Annotated in this window: 22 protein-coding genes; 12 read left to right on the plus strand and 10 right to left on the minus strand. The window is 62.1% G+C overall.

All coding sequences use genetic code 11. The features are described 5' to 3' along the window. Positions 1–780, minus strand: coding sequence for an SDR family NAD(P)-dependent oxidoreductase (locus V0U79_RS09320; RefSeq protein ID WP_330199229.1), 780 nt, complete (start codon positions 778–780; stop codon positions 1–3). 140 nt (positions 781–920) lie between these two features. Between V0U79_RS09320 and V0U79_RS09325 the strand changes: the two genes are divergently transcribed. Further along, a complete protein-coding gene (locus tag V0U79_RS09325; protein ID WP_330199230.1) occupies positions 921–1,796 on the plus strand; it encodes an isoaspartyl peptidase/L-asparaginase family protein in 876 nt (291 codons plus the stop codon). 14 nt (positions 1,797–1,810) lie between these two features. Continuing rightward, positions 1,811–2,326, plus strand: a complete 516-nt coding sequence (locus tag V0U79_RS09330; protein WP_373696465.1) for an RNA methyltransferase — start codon at positions 1,811–1,813, stop codon at positions 2,324–2,326. Here the strand turns inward: V0U79_RS09330 and V0U79_RS09335 are convergent. Together V0U79_RS09335 and V0U79_RS09340 are read right to left on the minus strand one after the other, a co-directional pair. After that, positions 2,323–3,006: a ChrR family anti-sigma-E factor gene (locus V0U79_RS09335; protein WP_330199232.1), complete on the minus strand. Its 684-nt coding sequence runs from the start codon at positions 3,004–3,006 to the stop codon at positions 2,323–2,325. The genes V0U79_RS09330 and V0U79_RS09335 overlap by 4 nt on opposite strands. A 74-nt stretch (positions 3,007–3,080) precedes the next feature. Next, positions 3,081–3,662: a sigma-70 family RNA polymerase sigma factor gene (locus V0U79_RS09340; protein ID WP_330199233.1), complete on the minus strand. Its 582-nt coding sequence runs from the start codon at positions 3,660–3,662 to the stop codon at positions 3,081–3,083. A 135-nt stretch (positions 3,663–3,797) separates the two neighbouring features. Between V0U79_RS09340 and V0U79_RS09345 the strand changes: the two genes are divergently transcribed. Continuing rightward, positions 3,798–4,295, plus strand: a complete 498-nt coding sequence (locus tag V0U79_RS09345; RefSeq protein ID WP_330199234.1) for an invasion associated locus B family protein — start codon at positions 3,798–3,800, stop codon at positions 4,293–4,295. Here V0U79_RS09345 and V0U79_RS09350 read toward each other — a convergent pair whose 3' ends face one another. Then, positions 4,296–5,042 carry a DUF6065 family protein gene (locus V0U79_RS09350; RefSeq protein WP_330199235.1) on the minus strand — a complete coding sequence of 249 codons (747 nt, stop codon included), beginning with the start codon at positions 5,040–5,042 and terminating at the stop codon, positions 4,296–4,298. Between V0U79_RS09350 and rlmN the strand changes: the two genes are divergently transcribed. From rlmN to V0U79_RS09365, 3 genes are read left to right on the plus strand one after another with little or no spacing between them, the layout of a single operon-like run. Further along, complete coding sequence (gene rlmN, locus V0U79_RS09355; protein WP_330199236.1) at positions 5,041–6,264, plus strand: dual-specificity RNA methyltransferase RlmN; 1,224 nt, start codon at positions 5,041–5,043, stop codon at positions 6,262–6,264. The genes V0U79_RS09350 and rlmN overlap by 2 nt on opposite strands. Continuing rightward, complete coding sequence (locus tag V0U79_RS09360; protein ID WP_330199237.1) at positions 6,264–7,118, plus strand: GNAT family N-acetyltransferase; 855 nt, start codon at positions 6,264–6,266, stop codon at positions 7,116–7,118. Before rlmN ends, V0U79_RS09360 begins: the two co-directional genes overlap by 1 nt. 12 nt (positions 7,119–7,130) lie before the next feature. Continuing rightward, complete coding sequence (locus V0U79_RS09365) at positions 7,131–7,895, plus strand: extensin-like domain-containing protein (protein WP_330199238.1); 765 nt, start codon at positions 7,131–7,133, stop codon at positions 7,893–7,895. On the opposite strand, the gene V0U79_RS09370 is transcribed toward V0U79_RS09365, so the two are convergent. Next, positions 7,892–9,556, minus strand: a complete 1,665-nt coding sequence (locus V0U79_RS09370; RefSeq protein ID WP_330199239.1) for a tetratricopeptide repeat protein — start codon at positions 9,554–9,556, stop codon at positions 7,892–7,894. The genes V0U79_RS09365 and V0U79_RS09370 overlap by 4 nt on opposite strands. Before the next feature lie 93 nt (positions 9,557–9,649). Between V0U79_RS09370 and V0U79_RS09375 the strand changes: the two genes are divergently transcribed. Beyond that, entirely contained in the window at positions 9,650–10,426 is a 777-nt protein-coding gene (locus V0U79_RS09375) for a DUF3800 domain-containing protein (protein ID WP_330199240.1), read from the plus strand. Between the two features lie 137 nt (positions 10,427–10,563). On the opposite strand, the gene V0U79_RS09380 is transcribed toward V0U79_RS09375, so the two are convergent. Continuing rightward, positions 10,564–11,388 carry a class I SAM-dependent methyltransferase gene (locus V0U79_RS09380; protein ID WP_330199241.1) on the minus strand — a complete coding sequence of 275 codons (825 nt, stop codon included), beginning with the start codon at positions 11,386–11,388 and terminating at the stop codon, positions 10,564–10,566. A 157-nt stretch (positions 11,389–11,545) separates the two neighbouring features. On the opposite strand from V0U79_RS09380, the gene V0U79_RS09385 reads away from it, so the two are divergent. After that, on the plus strand, positions 11,546–12,289 hold the full coding sequence (locus tag V0U79_RS09385; protein ID WP_330199242.1) for a creatininase family protein: 744 nt from the start codon (positions 11,546–11,548) through the stop codon (positions 12,287–12,289). Here the strand turns inward: V0U79_RS09385 and V0U79_RS09390 are convergent. The 4 genes from V0U79_RS09390 to tsaD are packed head-to-tail and all read right to left on the minus strand — an operon-like array spanning position 12,286 to position 14,996. Further along, the gene (locus V0U79_RS09390) at positions 12,286–12,618 is read right to left on the minus strand and encodes a Rieske (2Fe-2S) protein (RefSeq protein ID WP_330199243.1); all 333 of its coding nucleotides are present in this window, start codon (positions 12,616–12,618) and stop codon (positions 12,286–12,288) included. The two genes, V0U79_RS09385 and V0U79_RS09390, sit on opposite strands and share 4 nt — an antisense overlap. Continuing rightward, positions 12,618–12,908, minus strand: coding sequence for a YciI family protein (locus V0U79_RS09395; protein ID WP_330199244.1), 291 nt, complete (start codon positions 12,906–12,908; stop codon positions 12,618–12,620). Before V0U79_RS09395 ends, V0U79_RS09390 begins: the two co-directional genes overlap by 1 nt. 1 nt (position 12,909) lies before the next feature. Next, positions 12,910–13,911, minus strand: a complete 1,002-nt coding sequence (locus V0U79_RS09400) for an NAD(P)H-dependent glycerol-3-phosphate dehydrogenase (RefSeq protein WP_330199245.1) — start codon at positions 13,909–13,911, stop codon at positions 12,910–12,912. Next, positions 13,908–14,996, minus strand: coding sequence for a tRNA (adenosine(37)-N6)-threonylcarbamoyltransferase complex transferase subunit TsaD (gene tsaD, locus V0U79_RS09405; protein ID WP_373696466.1), 1,089 nt, complete (start codon positions 14,994–14,996; stop codon positions 13,908–13,910). The genes V0U79_RS09400 and tsaD overlap by 4 nt, the downstream gene beginning before the upstream one ends. Before the next feature lie 91 nt (positions 14,997–15,087). Here tsaD and V0U79_RS09410 point away from each other — a divergent pair, with 91 nt between their 5' ends. The 4 genes from V0U79_RS09410 to udk are packed head-to-tail and all read left to right on the plus strand — an operon-like array spanning position 15,088 to position 19,218. Further along, positions 15,088–15,798, plus strand: coding sequence for a uroporphyrinogen-III synthase (locus V0U79_RS09410; RefSeq protein ID WP_330199247.1), 711 nt, complete (start codon positions 15,088–15,090; stop codon positions 15,796–15,798). Between the two features lie 56 nt (positions 15,799–15,854). Further along, positions 15,855–17,117 (plus strand): COG4223 family protein, encoded by a 1,263-nt coding sequence (locus tag V0U79_RS09415; protein ID WP_330199248.1) that lies wholly within the window; start codon positions 15,855–15,857, stop codon positions 17,115–17,117. Then, a complete protein-coding gene (locus V0U79_RS09420) occupies positions 17,114–18,553 on the plus strand; it encodes a heme biosynthesis protein HemY (RefSeq protein WP_330199249.1) in 1,440 nt (479 codons plus the stop codon). The genes V0U79_RS09415 and V0U79_RS09420 overlap by 4 nt, the downstream gene beginning before the upstream one ends. Next, a complete protein-coding gene (gene udk / locus V0U79_RS09425) occupies positions 18,550–19,218 on the plus strand; it encodes a uridine kinase (RefSeq protein WP_330199250.1) in 669 nt (222 codons plus the stop codon). The genes V0U79_RS09420 and udk overlap by 4 nt, the downstream gene beginning before the upstream one ends. Positions 19,219–19,293: the final 75 nt, after the last annotated feature.

Raw genomic sequence — 19,293 nt, forward strand, 5'->3', positions numbered from 1 at the left:
TTACTTCGGAGGCATGCGCGCACCGGCATCGAGCCGGACGCACTCAGCATTGATGTAACCATTGGTCACCATGAAGGCGACGAGGTCCGCATACTCGGCCGGCGTTCCGAAGCGCTGCGGGAATTGCAGGTGGGATGCCAGATTGGTTTTCACTTCCGGCGGCATCTGCTGATAGATCGGCGTCTCGAAGAATCCCGGCAGGATAGTGTTTACGCGGACACCTTCACGCGCCAGATCACGCGCCATCGGCAAGGTCATGCCGTAAATCCCGCCCTTGGAGGCGGAATAGGCGACCTGTCCGATCTGACCATCCTGCGCGGCCACCGAGGCCGTATGCACGATGATGCCCCGCTCGCCACCGGCATCCGGCTCATTTGACAGCATGCCTTCGGCTGCGATGGCGGCACAGTTGAAGGAACCGATCAGATTGATGTTCACGACCAGGGCGAACTTGTCGAGTTGGTGGCGGACAATATCGCCGGACGATGACCGGCGAGCCGTCTTCTCGGCCCAGCCAATGCCGGCGCAATTGACCAGAACACGTTCCTGGCCGTGAGCTTCGCGGGCCTTGGCAAAGCCGGCTTCAACGCTAGCGGCATCCGCCACATTCACCTGGCAGAAAACTCCGCCCAGTTCGGCAGCCACGGCCTCGCCGCGTTCTGCATTCAGGTCGAAGAGGGCGACCCTTGCCCCTTCTGCGGCGAGACGGCGGGCTGTGCCTTCACCGAGACCGGAGGCGCCGCCGGTAACAATGGCGGCAGTATCATTCGTGATCTTCATGGAGCTCCCCATAAGTCCAGACTTGTCCTGAAGCCGACATAGCGCGGGAACCCGCCGAAGTGAACGGCGTTCAACGGTTTTGCTGACATCGCGTGCGGTGCTAGAGGTTTGAAGAGATCCAAACGCAGGGGATTCGCGCCATGACGTCTCAACGCTTTGCCCTTGTTCTTCATGGAGGCGCCGGTGTGCTGGCCGAGCGCTCATATCAGAAGGAAGTCGATCATATGCGCGCCCTGGCCGAGCGGTCCCGGGACATGCTGGGCGATGGCATGGCCGCTCTCGATGTCGTCGAGGCGATTGTCTACGAACTGGAAATCAGCGGGCTTTATGTTGCCGGCAAGGGTTCTTCTCCGAACACAGATAACCGGTATGAGCTGGATGCCGCCATCATGGATGGCGAGACCCGCAATGCCGGTGCCGTTGCAGCGATGGAGGGGTTTGTCTCCCCCATCCATGCCGCCCGCAAGGTGATGGAAACCACACCACATGTCATGCTCGCCGGATGGGGCGCCAACAAGCTGGCCGAGAAGGCCGGGCTGGAAAGGGTCGAGGACCCGGACAGCTATTACACGCCGGCGGCGGTGCCCGATAACCGGCCCTATGCGACCGGCACGGTCGGTTGTGTGGCACTGGATCGCGACGGGCGGCTGGCCGCGGCGACCTCGACCGGTGGCACACTGAAAAAAACACCAGGCCGGGTGGGTGACTGCCCGCTGATCGGCGCGGGGACCTGGGCTGATCAGGAAGTGGCTCTATCGTGCACAGGGCAAGGTGAGTTTTTCATTCGCTCTCTCGCCGCCGGAACCGCGGCAGCCCGTGTGCGCTATCTGCATGAGAGCCCGGAAGAGGCTTGCCGCTGGGCACTGAAGGACGTGAAGCGGCTGGGCGGAGACGGGGGGATTATTGCAGTAGGCCGCGATGGCCGCGTGGCCTTTCCGTATAATTCCCAGGGTATGAAGTGCGCGGTTCTGCATGCCGACGGGCGGATCACGTCCGGTGTGCAGGAACAGTCATGAAACCGGTCCGCCCTCTGAAGGGCTATTTCGGGATCGGCGCCGAGGAAATTTCCAAGGCCATGAATCTGGGGGCGATCTTGCGGACCGCACATGCGTTCGGCGCCAGTTTCGCTTTCACCGTCAACGCCCATCACAAAGCCCGGAAGGTCTTTGACGCCGACACTTCGCGCTCGTTGAAGAATGTTCCCTATTATGGCTGGGACACAATTGCCGACATGCGCCTGCCGGCGGGCTGTGCGCTGGTGGGAATCGAGCTGACGGATGACGCTGTGGACCTGCCGAGCTTCCGGCACCCCAGAGCGGCAGCCTATGTTCTGGGCCGCGAACGCGGCTCCCTGTCAGATGACATGCAGGCGATGTGCGATCACATCGTGCGCATTCCCACCCGGTTCTGTGTGAATGTTTCCGTCGCTGCTGCGATCACGCTCTATGACCGGACGCTGGCCATGGGCGGCTATCCCGAAAGACCCCTGATGCCGGGCGGCCCCGATCTGGCAGCAATTGAAGACTGGAATGCCCGCGGGCACTAACCCCCCAGCATGCGCTGGACAGCCCCCAGGGCACCGGTGAATTTCAGGGAACCGTCTGTTACGGCAAGCGCAATGCAGATCTCACCGGGCTCGGCAATCGGACGGTGTGTTGTTTCCGGTCCGGCCGCACAGAGATCTCCCTTGCCATACCGGCCGATGCCGTCGGCAAAAGCGCCCGTCAGGACAAGTGTGAATTCCTGGCCGTCATGCGTGTGGCTTGGCGATCCGTGTCCGGGCTCAATACGCAAAAGCTCTGCCTTGGCATTGCCTTCACTGACCAGCTCGATACGACGCACACCGGGCGCGGCGAAGCGCCACTGGGCGCCGGCTTCGAGCGCCATGTCACGAACCGGCGCCGGCAAATCCATCAGCTCGTCCAGCGCCAGACCGGCGGCACTGGCCGCGGCCGGACGAGACACGGATTTCAATCCTGCCGCTTCACCCGAACCATTTTCCAGAGCGTCGATCATCGCCATGGCAATATCGACGGCATCGTCCGACATGGTTTCGCCGGCCTCATCCTCGAACAGCGCAACAGAGGCCAGCTCTGCGTCATGCAGCGCTGCTGCTATGCCGTCATTCATGGCCGCATGGGAATCAACGAGCAGGGTCATGGGCGCGCTCAGCCGTCCGGCAGCGCGGGCAATCAGCAACTCTTCATCAATCGAAACAACAGTCATAGTCTGCGTCTATACTTGGTCTTGGAAAATTCGATATGTCGCACTTTCCCTACAGGTCAAGGGTTGCCAACGAACTAAATGTCATCGGGATCCAGTTCACCGCGAAGCTTTCCGAATGCGAGACGAATCCGTGACTTGACGGTGCCGAGGGGAACCCCTTCACGCTCGGCAATCTCGGAATGGGAAAGACCATCGAAAAAGGCGAGCCTCAGCAGGTGTACCTGATCCTCTGGCAGGTTTTTCAGCGCAGCGCGGACTCTGCTTTCCCGGTCACGTGCGTGTGCCGCCGCGTCCGGCGCTTCGGATTCCACAGGCTGCAGCAGTGGTTCGGCGGCATCGAGCTCGGGTCTTTTCGCCCGGCGGGCCATGTCGATCCGGCGGTTGCGGGCAATCCGGAATATCCAGGTCGATGCCGATGCCTGGCGGGCATCAAACTGCTTGGCTTTCCGCCAGACGGTCAGCATGACCTCCTGGGCCAGTTCTTCGGCGGCGGCATCATCGGCGGCCAGCCTCTTGAGATAGCCTTTCACGCGCGGCGCATAATACTCGAACATGGACCGGAACGCGGCACGGTCTCCGCGCGCGCAAGCCTCAACCCAGGCATCGAGCTGTTCGCGCGACGGCGTCATGTCATCATGATTTTGAGAGTCCGGCACGCCACTTCCCCGATCCGTCAGACCGGACTAACAGATAAGCCCGTGTTCCGGAAAGCGAAATCGCCATTAACTGCCCATAAAGCGCCGTATTGCAGGGATGATATGCAGGAAATCTGGCCAGAAGAGACTGTCAACATGCGCAAAACGGTTTGTGTGCTCGCCCTCATTGGCACCATAAGCAGCGCCGGCTTCGCACAGGAAGCCCAGAACCAGGGCGCCTATGGCGACTGGGTTGTCCTGACTCGGGAAACCGATGACGGGCGCGTCTGTTTTGCCGTCAGCGAACCGCAGGAAAGCTCACCGTCAAACGTCGATCACGGGTCGGTCTTTTTCGTGGTTTCCAGCTGGGCGAATGGCGCAGCGGACGAGCAACCGCGCTTTATCGCAGGATATGCCCTGCGTCCGGAAACGCCGCCGCGCGTCCGGATCGGCTCCAGCCGTTTCCAGATGTTTGCAGCGGGTCAGGACGGGTTTGTCGAGGATCTGGATGATGAGGGCGATCTGATCCGCGAAATGCGCCGCGGCGCCACGATGCGGATCGAGGCGACCAGCCAGCGCGGCACGGCGACCTCCTACCTGTTTTCGCTGCAAGGGGTGACCGCCGCCCTTCAGCGTGTCAACGCGCTTTGCTGATTATTTCGCCGGTTTGCGGAAAGGTTTGACCCGAAGCTTTATCTTGTGGTCACGAATGGCCGTAGAACCATCGGGGCGCAGTCCGCGATAATAGGTTTTCTGCCACTTTTCCTCGACCGCATGATCTTCCAGGGCGGCCAGACGCTTCATGAAATCACCGCGGCTTTTACGCCAGGTCTCGAATTGTTCGAACGTCCTGGGCTCACTGTGAATGTTCTCGATCACCGGATCGAAGCGCTCGAACACATCACGGCGGACCGGGAAGAAATGCGCAATCGCCTCTCCCGCCTCGAACCGCACCTTGCCGGGCCGCGTAAAGCGCCAGTTCATGGTGAAGGAATAGGGGCTCCAATCGGTCTCGATAACGCCGGACAGCGGCGCGATCCCATGCTTGAGACCGTTCATCGGCCCAGTCACGAACGTGTTCCAGCCCGGCGGAGTACGGATCAGGAAATGCAGCTCGAAAGTCAGGACACCGGATCCGAAATTGGCCAGCGGACCGCCGGTCAACCTTGCGCCGGGCGGCGTATCAAAACGGATAATCACATCCTCGGGCCGATTGCCGCCATTCCATTCAGCCTCGAACGCTGTTGGCGTCAGAACCTCCCAGCCATGCTGGTTGGCAATGGCCAGCGGCAGGCAGCGATAGGCAAAGCTTTCGGGCGTATCGTCCATCCATTGCCGGCGCGAATCCGCCGGACGGATGGGCGGTTCCTCGTTGGACAGGGGATAAAGTGTCAGGCGCATGCAAGAAGGGTTAGCGGCATTGAATGCCGGCTTCAATTCTCCCCCTCTCGCTTTTGCAGCCAAGATGCGATATGTCCGCGCGCCCATGACCTCTGCACTGAACATATATGACCCGTCCGCCAAGCCGGATGCCGGCCCGCCCTCCCTGGCAGGCCTGACACGGCCGCAATTGCGCGACGCAATGATGGCCGCCGGTGTCGAGGAACGGAAGGCAAAGATGCGGGCCGATCAGGCCTGGCGCTGGATCTATCATCACGGTGCGCGCGATTTCGACATGATGACGAATATCGCCAAGGATCAGCGCGCCGAGCTGGAAAAGCATTACACGCTGGACCGGCCGGAAATCGTCGAGCGCCTGATTTCGGTCGATGGAACGCGCAAATACCTGATCCGGCTGGCCCCGGGTGTGGAATGCGAGACGGTTTTCATTCCCGATGTCGGCCGGGCGGGCGCGCTGTGTGTGTCCAGCCAGGTCGGCTGCACGCTCAATTGCACCTTCTGTCATACGGGCACTCAGAAGCTGGTTCGGAATCTGACCGCGCAGGAAATCGCCGCGCAGGTGATGATTGCCCGCGACGATCTGGAAGAATGGCCGACCTCGAACGAGAACCGGCAGATCACCAATATCGTCTTCATGGGCATGGGTGAGCCGCTCTACAATCTGGATGCGGTATCCGATGCGATCGACATCATTTCCGATGGTGACGGGATCGGGATCGGCCGCCGCCGCATGACCGTCTCGACCTCCGGCGTGGTGCCGAAAATCCCGGAACTGGGCGAGCGCACCAAGGCAATGCTGGCAATCTCGCTGCATGCCACCAATGATGATCTGCGCAACGAATTGGTGCCGCTCAACAGGAAATATCCGATTGCCGAACTGATGGAGGCGATCAAGGCCTATCCGGGTCTCGGCAATTCCAATCGCGTGACCTTCGAATACGTCATGCTGAAGGGCGTTAATGACAGTCCCGCCGAGGCACGCGCGCTGGTGCAATTGCTCAAGGGCGTCCCCTCGAAGATCAATCTGATCCCGTTCAATCCCTGGCCGAACAGCCCTTATGAGTGTTCGGACTGGGAAACCATTGAGACCTTTGCCGAGATCGTGAACCGGGCGGGCTATGCCTCGCCGATCCGGACCCCGCGCGGCCGCGATATTTTCGCCGCCTGCGGTCAGTTGCGGTCGGAAAGCGAGCGCCTGCGGGCCAGCCAGCGGAAAAGCTGATGTCGTCTGCCGTTCTATACCGCTGGAAGCTGAAGGCCGGGACAGAAGAGACTTTCCGCAAGGCCTGGGCGGAAGGCACACATGTGATCCACAAGGCCTGTGCATCCTTTGGTGCGCGGCTTCATGAGGGCGCTGATGGTTTATATTGGTCCTATGCGCGCTGGCCATCGGAAGAGGCTCGCCAAGCCTGTTTTGAGTCTCACCATTTCTTCGACATGGACTGCTTCAAGACCATGCAGGCCTGCATCGAGGAGCGTTTCCCGGAAGTCGTTCTGACCCTGACAGATGACGAGCTGGCTGAGCGCAAGAGCGCCCATGATGTGCCCGTCTACGAGACAGACCGCCTGATCCTGCGGCCGGTCCGGCTGGATGATGCCGAGGCGCTGGCGCCGGCGCTGATGGACGAGGCCAACATGAAATGGTGGTCCCGCGGGGCGCTGGGCTCGGTTGATGAGGTCCGGGACTATCTGGTCTGGAATGTTCGCGGCGATGCGCTGCAGTGCTGGGTGTTTGCGCTCAACGGCGCTCCGGACGATGCGCTGGGCTGGGTTATCCTGATGGACAAGACGCCGGGTCAGGCGGAGATCGGCTATATGCAGCGCCCTGATGCGCAGGGGAATGGCTATGCGCTGGAAGCCGCAAGCAAGATGCTCGATCACGCCTTCAATGTCCGCAAGCTGCGCCGGGTCTGGGGTGATGCCGACCCGGACAATGCGGCCTCCATCCGCCTGATGGAAAAGCTGGGCATGGAATATGAGGGCCGGCTGAAAGCGAACTGGGAAACCCATATCGGCGTGCGCGACAGTGTGATCTACGGGATTGTCGCGCCCGATTCTCGCCAAAAAGACGCGTAAAAACTTCCGATCATGAGCGAGCAGCAACGCCTCAACCGCCGCAAGCGGGAGGAGAGATGGGCCGGACTGCCCATGTCCATCCACATCGCCGTGCGCGGGGCGATCGTGATGTTTGCACTGCTCGGCATTCTGGCGGTCTTCTTCTACATCGAGTCCATGCCCGACGGGGCCAGCGCCTGGGGCGAAGCCGATCTGGAAGAGCCGATCCGGCTTTTTACTTCAGAACAGATCCGTGCGCTCCGGGAAGACCCACAAGCCTGTTTTGCGGCACTGGATGGCTCGAATATGAGCTATGCGGAAGTTGAACCGCAATCGCGCACGCCGGAATGCCGCTGGCAGGCCGGCGTTCAGATTTCGACGTCCAATCTTGATTATGCCGACCCGGAACCCCCGGTCGCCTCCTGCGCACTGGCCGCAGCCCTCTATGTCTGGGAACGGGAGATCGTCGCGCCGGCCGCCGCCCGGCATCTGGATGCCGAAGTCGCGGAGATCCTGCACTATGGCACCTATAATTGCCGCCGGGAGAACTCGTCGCAGGCCGGACGCTGGTCCCAGCATGCCGGAGCCAATGCCATCGATATTTCCGGTTTCCGCCTGACCGACGGGCGGGTGATCGGCGTGCATCGCTGGGATAATGGCGGCGAGGATGCCGCTTTCCTTGTCGAGGTCCGCGACCGGTCCTGCGAGATTTTTACCGGCGTTCTTGGCCCGGACTACAATGCTGCCCATGCCGACCATTTCCATCTCGACATGGGACCGTGGGAGATCTGCTCCTAGCCGGGATCGACTGGTTCGACATTGCCGCCAATCTCGCGCGCCGGGCAGCCTTCGGCCTCGCGCCGCTCTACCATGCGATTGGCTTCGGCAATAAAGCCGGAGCGTCCGAAATTGATCTCGGCCTGCTCGAGAAAGGCGCAGCCCTCGTCCTGACGGCCACCGCCCAGCGCCAGCGAGCCCAGCCGTAATTGCTGTTCTGCCATGTTCATGGGCAGGCCCGCCGCCTCATAGAATTCCAGCGCCCGTCCGGCCCGGCGTTCGGCTTCAGCCAGGTCGCCAACCTGATAAGCGGACAGCGCCAAAGCGTCGTGCAGAAACGCGTGTGTGTCCGGTGGCACATCGCGGTCCTCGATGATCGCAAAGGCCCGGTCTGCGTGAGTGCGCGCCAACGCATCATCTCCGATAGAGGCTGCAACGCCGACTGACAGAAAAAGCGAATCCGCAAGGCTGGCCGGATCCGGAGAAACTTCCGAGGCCGCCAGGGCTTCATCAGCAAACCGGCGCGCCGCGATAAAGTCATTCCGGCGCATGGCCATCCAGCCCGCATTGCGCGCAGCGCTTTCGATCGCCCGCATGTAATTGTACTCGCGGGCGCGTTCGAGGCTCCGCTCATAGAAACGCGCGGCCGTTTCGAACTCGCCACGGGATTCCGCGATCGTGCCAAGATTGGCGAGGGTCAGCGCCGCCTGCTGGGGGTGTCCTCCGGCCTCAAGCGCCGCTTGCGCGCGGCGGTAAGCGTCTTCGGCCCGGTCCAGCTCGCCCCGGTCACGATAGAGATTACCCAGATTATTGCGCGCCAGGGCAATCCCGATTTGGTCATCCAGTTCTGCCATCAGGGATATGGCGCGCTCATAATATTGTTCGGCGGCATCGAGATCGCCGAGCGTAGAGGCCATCAGGCCGCGATTACCGAGATGCCGGGCAGCCCGGAACAGGTCGCCATTGAGATCCGCCACCTCCAGGGCCTGACCGTAGTAATCGGAAGCCGTTTCATACTCGCCGCGGCGCCAGTAGACGGCGCCAAGGCTACCCAGAATGATGGATTCCTCGCCTTCATCACCGGCCGTCCTCGCCAGCTCCAGCGCCTGAAGATGGAGGGTCTCTGCCTCTTCATCGCGCCCCTGCTCCAGATAGACGCTGCCCAGCCGGTCGATCGTGCGGCTGCTATCCGGCATCAGCTCGAGCGATTGCCGGTAGGCGGCGACGGCGCGCTCTGGATCAACAGCCTCCGCCAGAACGCCGATGGCAAAATAGCGTTGTGCTGCCGAACCCGGGTCGCGCCGCATCAGCCTGCTTGCGGTCTCCTCGATGCGGTCGAGGCCGGCCCGGGGGTCTGTCTCCATCTCGGCCAGGGCGCGCTCGATCTGCCGTTCACCGGATACGGCCAGCTGGTCGATCACTCTTTCCAGATCGCTGTCACCGCCATAATCCCCGCCGCGAGCGACAGAACGGGCCTCAAGCTGGATGGCAACGTTCGCGGCCAGCGCTGATGCTTCGGTAGGGGACAGCCCCCCGCCACCTGTTATCAGGCTGTCGAGATCGGTGATGACCCCCAGCGTGGTGGCGATCACGGCCGCGGCCGCAGCGGTCGGTGCCCAGCGCCGTTTCAACCAGCTGCGCGCAGGTATGGTGGCGTTTTTCATCGAGACCCAGACATTCATAGCAGCAACCTAACCTTCTCTTCTGAGGCGAGCCAGCTTCCGTCGGCACAATGTGGCGTGTTAACTATGTCCCGGCCCTAGGGGTGGTGTGTCATGTATCTGATGTATGTCGATGAGTCTGGTGATACCGGCCGTGAACCGGGATCCAGCCCAGCTTTCGTGCTGGGCGGGCTGATTGCGCCTTCGAGTCAGTGGAATGACATCGAGAAAAAACTGACCGATCTGCGCAAATCTCTGGGGGCGCAATACGGGCTGAAATCCGCAGACGAATTGCGGGCGTCGACGATCATGCGCAAGGGCCCCGGTGATCCGGCGCGGCGCGTTGCCCTGATCGAGGCCGCGCTGAAAGGCATCGCGGACATCAAGTCGCTGAAAGTGATCCTGACGGCGGTCCGTAAAAAGAACCTACCGCCGGAAACCGATGTGTTCCGGGCCGGCTGGTCCGCCCAGCTTGGGCATTTTGACGGGTTTCTGGCGCGATCAGGCGGACGCGGCCGCCACAGTGGCACGCAGGGCTTCGTGGTTGCCGACAAGACGCAGACGGCTCAACTGGACAAGCTGGTGAGGGCCTTGCGGCGCGAGCGGCCGGTGGCCGAGCATTATGGCTGGTTGCGGCGCAAGACGCGAATTCACAACAAGCCGCTCAAGCATGTCATCGAGCTGCCCCAGCATCAGGATTCCAAGCGCAGCCTGATGATCCAGGCGGCCGACCTATGCGCCTATGCCGTTTATCAGAAGGAAAAGCCGTCCATGGTGGTGAAAGCCAACAAGGGCGATGAGCGTTTTCTGAAGGCATTGGGGCCGGCCATCATTCGCGCCGATGGCGCCAACCGTGATGGCGTACATATTGTCGAGAATGCCGAAAGCTGAAACGGGACCGGTTGCCGGATAAAGAACGGGCGGCCGATCCGCATTGCGACAGGCCGCCCGAACATTGCTTAACCTTCTTCGGGCCTTTCGGCCGAATTCAGCTCGCAAGTACTATTATAGCACCGTGCTGTCCCGCATCAAAGTGGTTTGCGGAACAGCAAAACAAAGCGATCCGTATTGCCGCGGATCGACGGATCGAAAACCGATGTGGTGCGGCTGTCATCCGGGTTCGCCAGAAGGTCGGATTCGGCCACAAGCTCGAAACCGGCTGCGAGAACTTCCTCCCGGACGAAGGCTTCATCAATCCGGTGGTGAACGCCCGCCATGCTGTCGCCCGTGCCGTCCTCTGCGCGGTGGTCCACCACAAGAAAGACGCCGCCGGGCCGCAAGGCATCATAAATGGACCGGTTCATGGCCGCCCGATCCTCGGCTGTCGGCGTCGGAATGCCTTCAGGCTGCCAGGTCTGGTCATGATAGATGAGCATCATGAAAGCCGCATCGAGCTCGTTCTCATAACCTTCAAGAACCGAGGCCGTCGGCGTTACCAGCCGGGTCACATTACTCCGCTCTGAGGCAAGCGAAGAAATCGCTTCATCCGTCGACGGAAACCGCTGAATCAGCCAGTCCATATTTTCGGAGATCACTTCGCCATCCGCGCCGACAGCGCTCGACAGGATGCGCGAATAATAGCCGCTGCCTGCGCCCAGTTCGGCAACGCGCCAACCCGGCTGAACACCGGCAAAGGTCAGGACGTCTGCCGGATGGCGGCCCGCATCGCGGGCCGTTTCACTTTCCGGCCGCGACGGATCGTTCACCGCTGCCGAAATATGATCATTCGATTGCGTCTGTGCGGCCATTGCCATGTCATCGGCTTCAATGTCCGAATCCATCGCGTCCTCGGCCGGTGGTGCTGAACAGGCCGCGAGTGCGAGAAGAGTGGTCGATAGAACAAGAAGGCGCATCATTTTCCCCCATTAATAGATTGCATCAGTCTTGCCATCCGGGCGGACCTGACAAGGGTGAATCCGCGCACAGTTTTGTGAATGCACCATGCGGACCGGCTTTGACTTGGACCAACAGGCCGATCAGATATTGAAGCCGAGAGCGGAGGGCCCGAACATGTTGCTTCATCAATCGACCTGGCAGGAAGTCGAAGCCTATCTGGAGAATTCCCGCGGGATCATCATCCCGATCGGGTCGACAGAACAGCATGGCCCGAACGGGCTGCTTGGAACCGATGCGCTGTGTCCGGAAATCATTGCCCACGAAGCCAGCAAGGCATCGGACCTGCTGGTCGCACCGACATTCAATGTCGGTATTGCCCAGCATCATCTGGCCTTTACCGGGACGATCACGCTGCGGCCATCGACCATGCTGGCCGCGCTGCTGGACTGGATCGACAGTCTGGTGCGGCACGGATTTGACCGGATCTATTTCCTCAACGGCCATGGCGGAAATGTGCCGACCATCCAGGCGGCCATTGCCGAGAGTTATTCGGACTGGTCGCTGTCTGGCGAACCCTGCCCCTACCGGCTGGCCAGCCGGAACTGGTGGGAGCTTCCGGGCATGGCTCAGGTCTGCCGCGAGGTTTTCCCGATTGCCGATGGATCGCATGCCACCGCCTCGGAGGTTGCGGTGACCTATTATGGCTATCCGGACTCGGTGAAGTCGGTGGACATGAGCCCCAAGGTCGCGCCGGAAGGCAATTTTGCCGATGCTGCCGACTACCGGGCGACCTTCCCGGACGGCCGGATCGGGTCGGACCCTTCGCAGGCCACGCCGGAAAAAGGTGAAATCATTACCCTGGCAGCCCGGGACGCCCTGATCTCCGAAGCGACCCGGTTCTTCCAGTCGAACGACTAGGCCACGCGAATTTCGTCACCGTCTATCCGGATGGCGACGGCGGTCAGCGGATCGCCCGCAGGGCCGCCCGTACAGCTTCCCGTCAGCACGTCAAAGGTCGCCCCATGTATGGGGCAGATAATGTCCTCGTCCCTGGTCAGGAAGACCCGCCCGTCCGGCAGTGACAGAGCGCGGCCGGCGTGCGGGCAGATATTCACATAACACCGTATTTCATCGCCCTTGCGAACGAGAAAAAGCGGGGCCTCGCCTTCCCAGTCCGCTTCGCGGCCACCCGGATCGGGCAGGTCGGTAATGCGGCCCAGAAGCGTGCCAGTCGGCGGCCGCTCCATCATACCTCTCCGAAACGGGCGATGACCGGCCTGAAGCCGGTAACATTGACCTCGCGGAACAGGCCGGCCTTCGTATAGGGATCGTCTGCCAGCCAGTCGTGAACGGCCTCAAGAGTATCGAAATCCACGACCAGAAGACTGCCAATCATCTCGCCCTGTTCAGAGAGCAAAGGCCCTGCCAGCTTCAAACGGTCGCCGGCCGTATCCAGAAAGGTCAGATGGGATTCGCGGTTGGTTTTGCGAATATCGAGGTGGCCGGGCTTGTCGAGGGCACGAACGAGGAAGGTCAAATCAGTCACCTTCCGCCGTAAATGGCCGGGAGAGCAGCCGATCCATCGCATCATCGACGCTCAGCTGGCCGGCGAGAATGGCATTCATCGCCTCGCAGATCGGCATGTCAGCACCGACCTTGCCGGCCAGTTCGACAATGGCCGGTGCCGTCGCCACGCCCTCGGTCACGGCACGGCGGCCCGACAATACATCCTCGAGGCTTTCTCCCCGGCCCAATGCCATGCCGCAGGACATGTTGCGCGATTGGGATGAGGAACAGGTCAGCACCAGATCCCCCAGACCACAAAGACCCGCCAGCGTGTCGCGCTCGGCGCCGAGTGCCACAGCAAGGCGTGTCATCTCGGCAAAGCCACGGGCGATGGTTGCGGCATGGGCGGATTTGCCCAATTGGCGGCCTTCGACAATGCCACAGGCAATCGCCAGTACATTCTTGACCGCACCGCCGACTTCCGCGCCGATCAGATCGCCGGACCAGTAGGGGCGGAAGCGCGGCGTGCCGATGGCCTCCATCAGGGCATGGCCGAGGGATTTATAGCGGGTTGCCAGCGTCACGGCCGTCGGCAAGCCCTTGGCAACATCAATGGCAAAGCTGGGCCCGGACAATACCGCCGGAATCGCTGAGGGAATTTCCTCATCCAGCACCTCGGTCATGAGTTTCAGGGTCGATTGTTCAATTCCCTTGGCGCAGAGCAAAATCGGCAAGGCCTCGCTGGCATAGGGCGCGAAACTGCGCAGAACGCCCCGCAAATGCTGGGCCGGCGCAACAGCCAGTACTGCCTTGCAAGCGGAAAGGTCGGACAAATCAGCTGTAGCCGTAATCCGGTCGCTGAGCGGGGCATCCGGAAGATAGAGCGCGTTGACGTGGCCCGAATTAATGCTTTCGGCCACTTCGGCTTCGTGGGCCCAAAGTGTGACATCACGCCCGGCAACAGCGGCTGTTTGTGCCAGCGCTGTTCCCCAGGCACCCGCGCCGATCACGCCGATCTGTTGATATTCGCTCATGCCTTGGGTCCTTTCCGGCCCGAACCGATCACCGGGTCCAGCTTGGCGGAAGCCGCATCCAAAGGCCAGCGCGCCCGTGCCGGGACATCCAGCGCGTCCTGCTCGCCCTGCCGGAAATGCTCGGCTCCGGCCAGAGCAATCATGGCCGCATTGTCGGTACACCATTTCATCGGCGGCGCCAGCAGGCGGAAACCGGCGGCTTTCGCGGCATCCTCAAGCGCGGCCCGCACCGCTTTATTCGCCGCCACGCCGCCTGCCACCACCAGAACTGGAGTTAATGCGTCAGGATATGTCTCTATGAAATATTTCATAGCGTTAGACGCTCGATTGGAGAGTGTCACCGCAATTTTGTCTTGCATGGCGGCTGCCAGATCGAAAATGTCAGCAGATGACGGCGACTCGATTTTTTCCCAGATCTGGCGCGCCGCCGTCTTCAGTCCCGCGAAGGAAAACTCAAACCCCGGCCTGTTATTCAGCGGTATTGGCAATTCGAAGCGGGCGGGATTACCCGATACGGCCGCCTTCTCGAGGGCCGGGCCTCCGGGAAAGCCGAGCCCCATGACCTTGGCGGTCTTGTCAAAGGCCTCGCCGGCCGCATCGTCGAGCGTTGAGCCCAGCCGGTGATAGCGCCCGACCCCTTCCGCAATCAGCAACTGGGTATGCCCGCCGGACACCAGAAGCAGGAGATAAGGAAAGGCTAGGGGTTCGACGAGGCGCGGCGACAGCGCGTGTCCTTCCAGGTGGTTGACCGCGATCAGGGGCTTGCCGGCGCCCAGCGCCAGGCCTTTGGCGGTCATCAGCGCAGCCATCACACCGCCAACCAGGCCCGGTCCCGATGTCGCGGCGATCGCGTCGACATCGGCCAGTGTGATCCCCGCGTCGCCGAGGGTTTCTGCCACCAGCACATCCATCACCTCGGCATGGGCCCGCGCAGCAATCTCCGGGACAACGCCGCCATAAGGGGCGTGGGCTGCGGTCTGGCCCCGGACACGGTCGGCCAGCACCTCGACATGTCCTTCGGGATCAAGGCGGATAATGGCGGCGGCGGTCTCGTCGCAGCTGGACTCCAGCCCGAGCACGGTCACAGCAGCGTCTTGCCTTGGCGAGGATGTCACGTCTAACTCCATCAGGAACCCGATACTCCGCCTTTCTACCCGGAGGCAACAAGCCACAACGATGAAAGTGCTGATCACCCGATCCGAGCCTGGCGCCAGCCAGACCGCAGAGCGATTGAAGCGGCGGGGCGCCGAACCCGTCATTGCTCCCTTGCTGCGTATCCGCTTCATCGAGGATGTGGTGCAATCACTCGAAAAGACCCATGCCCTGCTGTTTACCAGCCCCAATGCCGTCCGGGCCTGGCTGGCAGACCGCAGCGAAACCGACCTGCCGGCCTTCTGCGTGGGCGATTCTACAGCTGCAGAGGCTGAAGCGGCAGGCTTCAGCAGGGTCCGGTCGGCGGGCGGAGATGTTGGTGATCTGCTTGATCTTTGCGAAGCCCGGCTCGTCCCGGGCCGACACCGGCTGCTTTATTTGCGAGGACAACATACCAGCGGAGATCTGGCCGGTGCGCTGCAAGCTCGTGGCTTCGAGGTGGATGAGGCGATCGTCTATGAAGCCGTCGCCGAGAACAAACTGCCTTTATCTGCGGCGCGCGTCATCCGCCGGAGGGAGCTGGCGGTTGCGCTCTTCCACTCGAGGCGGGCCGCCATTGCCTTTACGGCGCTGACCGAGGAGGCGGACCTGTCGGACTATCTCAATACTGTCATTGCCGTGGCCATCAGCGAGAAAGCGGCAGAAGGTCTCGTCCGTTCCGACTGGGCAGCCGTTAAGGTCGCCGAAACGCCTGATGAGACCGACATGCTGAACCGCATCGGATTTGCCCCCTAGGCAGCGCCGCGGCGGCATGGTTTCGTTAAGGCGAATCAGCCACGAGCTGAAGGATCATGACGGATTCAAACGAACCAGAACCGGTTGATGCCGAATTCGAGCCAGCCGATGACGGCCCTGCCGAGGCCGCGCCCCGCCGAAAAGCCGGGGTGGGCGGCCATGTCCTGACCTTCCTGATTGCGGCGGTCATCGGTGGCGGGATAGGCGGCTCAATCGCCTGGATGCTTGATCGCACAAACACCGATGCCGTCGATCTTTCCGGCGTTGAGTCCCGGATCGCTGCGCTGGAAGCGGCGCCGGAACCGGCCATGTTCGATCCTTCCGGACTTGAGCAGAGAGTCAGCCGCCTTGAGGCCGCCGAAACGCCTGCACCTGACCTGTCGGACATTGAAGCCCGTCTTGAGGCGCTGGAAGCCGCCGAGCCGACGGCTGGCGATCCAACAATTCCGGTGCGGGTCATCGCCCTGGAAAGCCGGGTTGGCGAGATCGAGGCTCTGGCCAACCAGGCGCTTGACCAGATTGGTGAGTTGCCCGGCGGCATGGACCCGGCTGCCGTGAGCGCGCTGCAGGAAAGGCTGGATATTCTTGAAGCCACGCCCGCTCAGTCATCCGGTATTGATCTGACACCGCTTGAGGCCCGCATTGCCGCGCTGGAGACCGCTGCGGCGCCGGAGGCTTTCGATCCGGCCGCGCTCGAGGAACGGTTGACAGTGCTGGAAACTGCGGAAGCGCCCGCCACGGATTTGTCTTCTATTGAAGCCAGACTGGATGCCCTGGAATCCCAGAGCGCAAATGCCAGCCAACCCGGCAGCACCGCCGCAACTCGGGCCCAGCGGCTCGCGGCACGCACTCTGGGTCTGCTGGCCCTGACGGAAATCGCACGAACCTCACAACCATTCGAAGCCGAGCGCGCAGCACTGACCCGCTCTTGGAGCGGCCGGTCCGAGCTGGAAACGCTGGCAGCCTATGCCCGCTCCGGCGTGGCCGATTCCAATCATTTGGCCAACAGCTTTCCCCGGGAAAGCATTGAGGCCACCATCGGGACGCGCCGCGTCTTTTTCGGGCTGATCGAATTGCGTCCCTCGGCCGGCAGTGAATCCAGCCCGCTGGCCCGGGTCATGCTGATTGACGAGCGGCTGAATGAGGGCGATCTCGCAGGTGCTGTGAGCCTTGCAACCGAGCTGGAGGGAGAGGCGCTGACCGCCGCCCAGCCATGGCTGGTCCAGGCGCAGGCACGATTGGCCGTAGATGAGGCCCTTTCCGGTCTGCGGAGCGCCCTGGTCGAGGCCGCCGCCAATGAGGGAGGTGACCCGACATGATCCGTCTGATCCTGGTTGTCCTCACAATCATCCTGGCCTGTGCCATCACGGTTTTCCTGACACTGAACCCCGGCTCTGTCAGTTTCGACTTCCTCGGCCTGTCCGGCCGCATGCCCTTTGCTCTGGCAATGGGGCTTTTCCTGATTGCGACGTTCGGCCTGCTGGTAATCTGGCGTCTGGTTCTGGGCTTGTGGACGGCACCGGATACCTTCCGGAAATTCCAGCTGCGCCGCCGCAAGGAAAAAGGCTTTGATGCGCTGGAGAACGCGCTGATCGCGGCCGCCGCGGGCGAAGGCGAGCTGGCCGTACGCCAGGCCGCCCGCGCCGATGCGCTGCTGGACCGTCCGGCCCTGTCGCGCCTTCTGGCGGCGCGAGCGGCCGAAGCCGCCGGCAATCTGCCGGGCGCAGAGGCTCATTATGAGGCCATGCTGGAAGACCCGAAATCCCGGCTGGTGGCACAGCGCGGTCTGGCCCAGATTGCCCATGATCGGGGCGCGCATGCAGAGGCGGCGAATTATGCGAAGGCGGCCTTCGACGCCTCCAAATCGGCCAGCTGGGCGTTTGATGCGTTGTTCGACGCGCAAATTGCGCAAGGTGACTGGGCTGCGGCGGCGGAAACGCTTCTGGAAGGCGAGCGGCGCAAGAAAATCCCGCAGGACCGGGCGCGCCGCCGGCGCGCCGTGGTGCTGACGGCGCAGGCGCTGGAATGCGAGAACTCGGATTCGGACATGGCCCGCGCCCTTGCCGAGAAGGCGGTCACGGCATCGCCCGGCTTTCCACCCGCTGTCGTGCTGGCGGCACGGCTTCTGGCGCCCGCCCGCAAGCACAAACGGGCCGAAGACATGATCAAGACGGCCTGGTCGAGCCAGCCGCACCCCGCACTGGCCCGCGCATTGGGCGAGTTGCGCAAGTCCGATACGAAAGCCAAACGGGCCGAGCGGCTGCGCGAGCTGGCCGCGTCGCGACCGGAACACCGCGAATCCAAGCTGGTGCTGGCCGAAGCGGCGCTGGATGAGGGACAGACCGAAGCCGCGAAATCCGTATTGGAACCTGTCCTCGGTCTGGGCACGCCTTCGGCGCGTCTGTGTGCCCTGGCCGCCCGGATGGCGCGGCAGGAAGATGACGATCCGGCGGCCCGCCGATGGATGACCCGCGCCTCGCATGCGCCGGGCGAAGCCGACTGGTCGGATATTGATGGCGAAGGCCGCGCCTTTGCCTATTCCCCAGACGACTGGAAGCGCATGGTCTATGCCTATGGTGATGAAGGCCGGCTGACTCATCCGCGCTATGAGCGCTTCGAGATTGCCGCAGGAGCGGTGCCGGAGAACGCTCTCCTGGAAGCGCCCAAGCCGGCCCGCAAGGCAGGGGCTGCGCCCGAATATGCCGCAGCGCCGCGGCCGCCTGATGATCCGGGCGTTGAAGAGGATGACGCATGAAGCCTGTCATTGTTGCGATCACCGGCGGGTCGGCCTCTGGCAAGACGACCTATGCTGATGCTTTGCGGCGGCTGCTGGATCCACTGGATGTCCGCCTGATCGGCGAAGACGAATATTATGGCGACCATGCCGATGAACCCGGATTTGATCCGGCGCGTTTCAATTTCGACGATGTTGCAGCGCATGATCATGATCTGCTGGGAGAACATCTCAAGCAGTTGAAGGCCGGCAAGGCGATTGAAGCCCCGCTCTATGACTTCATTACCCATCGGCGCCTCGGGCAGACCCGGACCGTAAAGCCTGGCGACGTCATCATTGTCGAAGGCATTCATGTTCTGGCCGACCCGGCGCTCCGCGATCTTTATGACCTGTCGATTTATGTTGATGCACCGGCTGATATCCGTCTGGCGCGGCGCCTGTTGCGAGATGTGCATGAGCGCGGGCGGAATCTCGATTCCGTTGTCACCCAGTATCTCCGGACGGTTCGCCCCATGCATCTGGCGCACACAGAACCCGGCAAAGCCGAGGCTGACATTGTCGTGGTCAATGACGCCGCCGCTGCCAGCCCGGAACTGGAAGCCCTGTCGCCCTCCTTCGACAAGCTGGCCGCCCCGGCAGCGGAGACCATTCGCAAGATGTATGAGGCGAACAAAAACCCCAACTAAACAAGGGTTTAATAATCGATTGGGGAATTCCGGATAAACCCGCCCGGCGCCAATCTCCAGGCGTCGTCTTCCGGG

The sequence above is a fragment of the Hyphobacterium lacteum genome (assembly GCF_036330345.1).
Taxonomy (GTDB): domain Bacteria; phylum Pseudomonadota; class Alphaproteobacteria; order Caulobacterales; family Maricaulaceae; genus Hyphobacterium; species Hyphobacterium lacteum.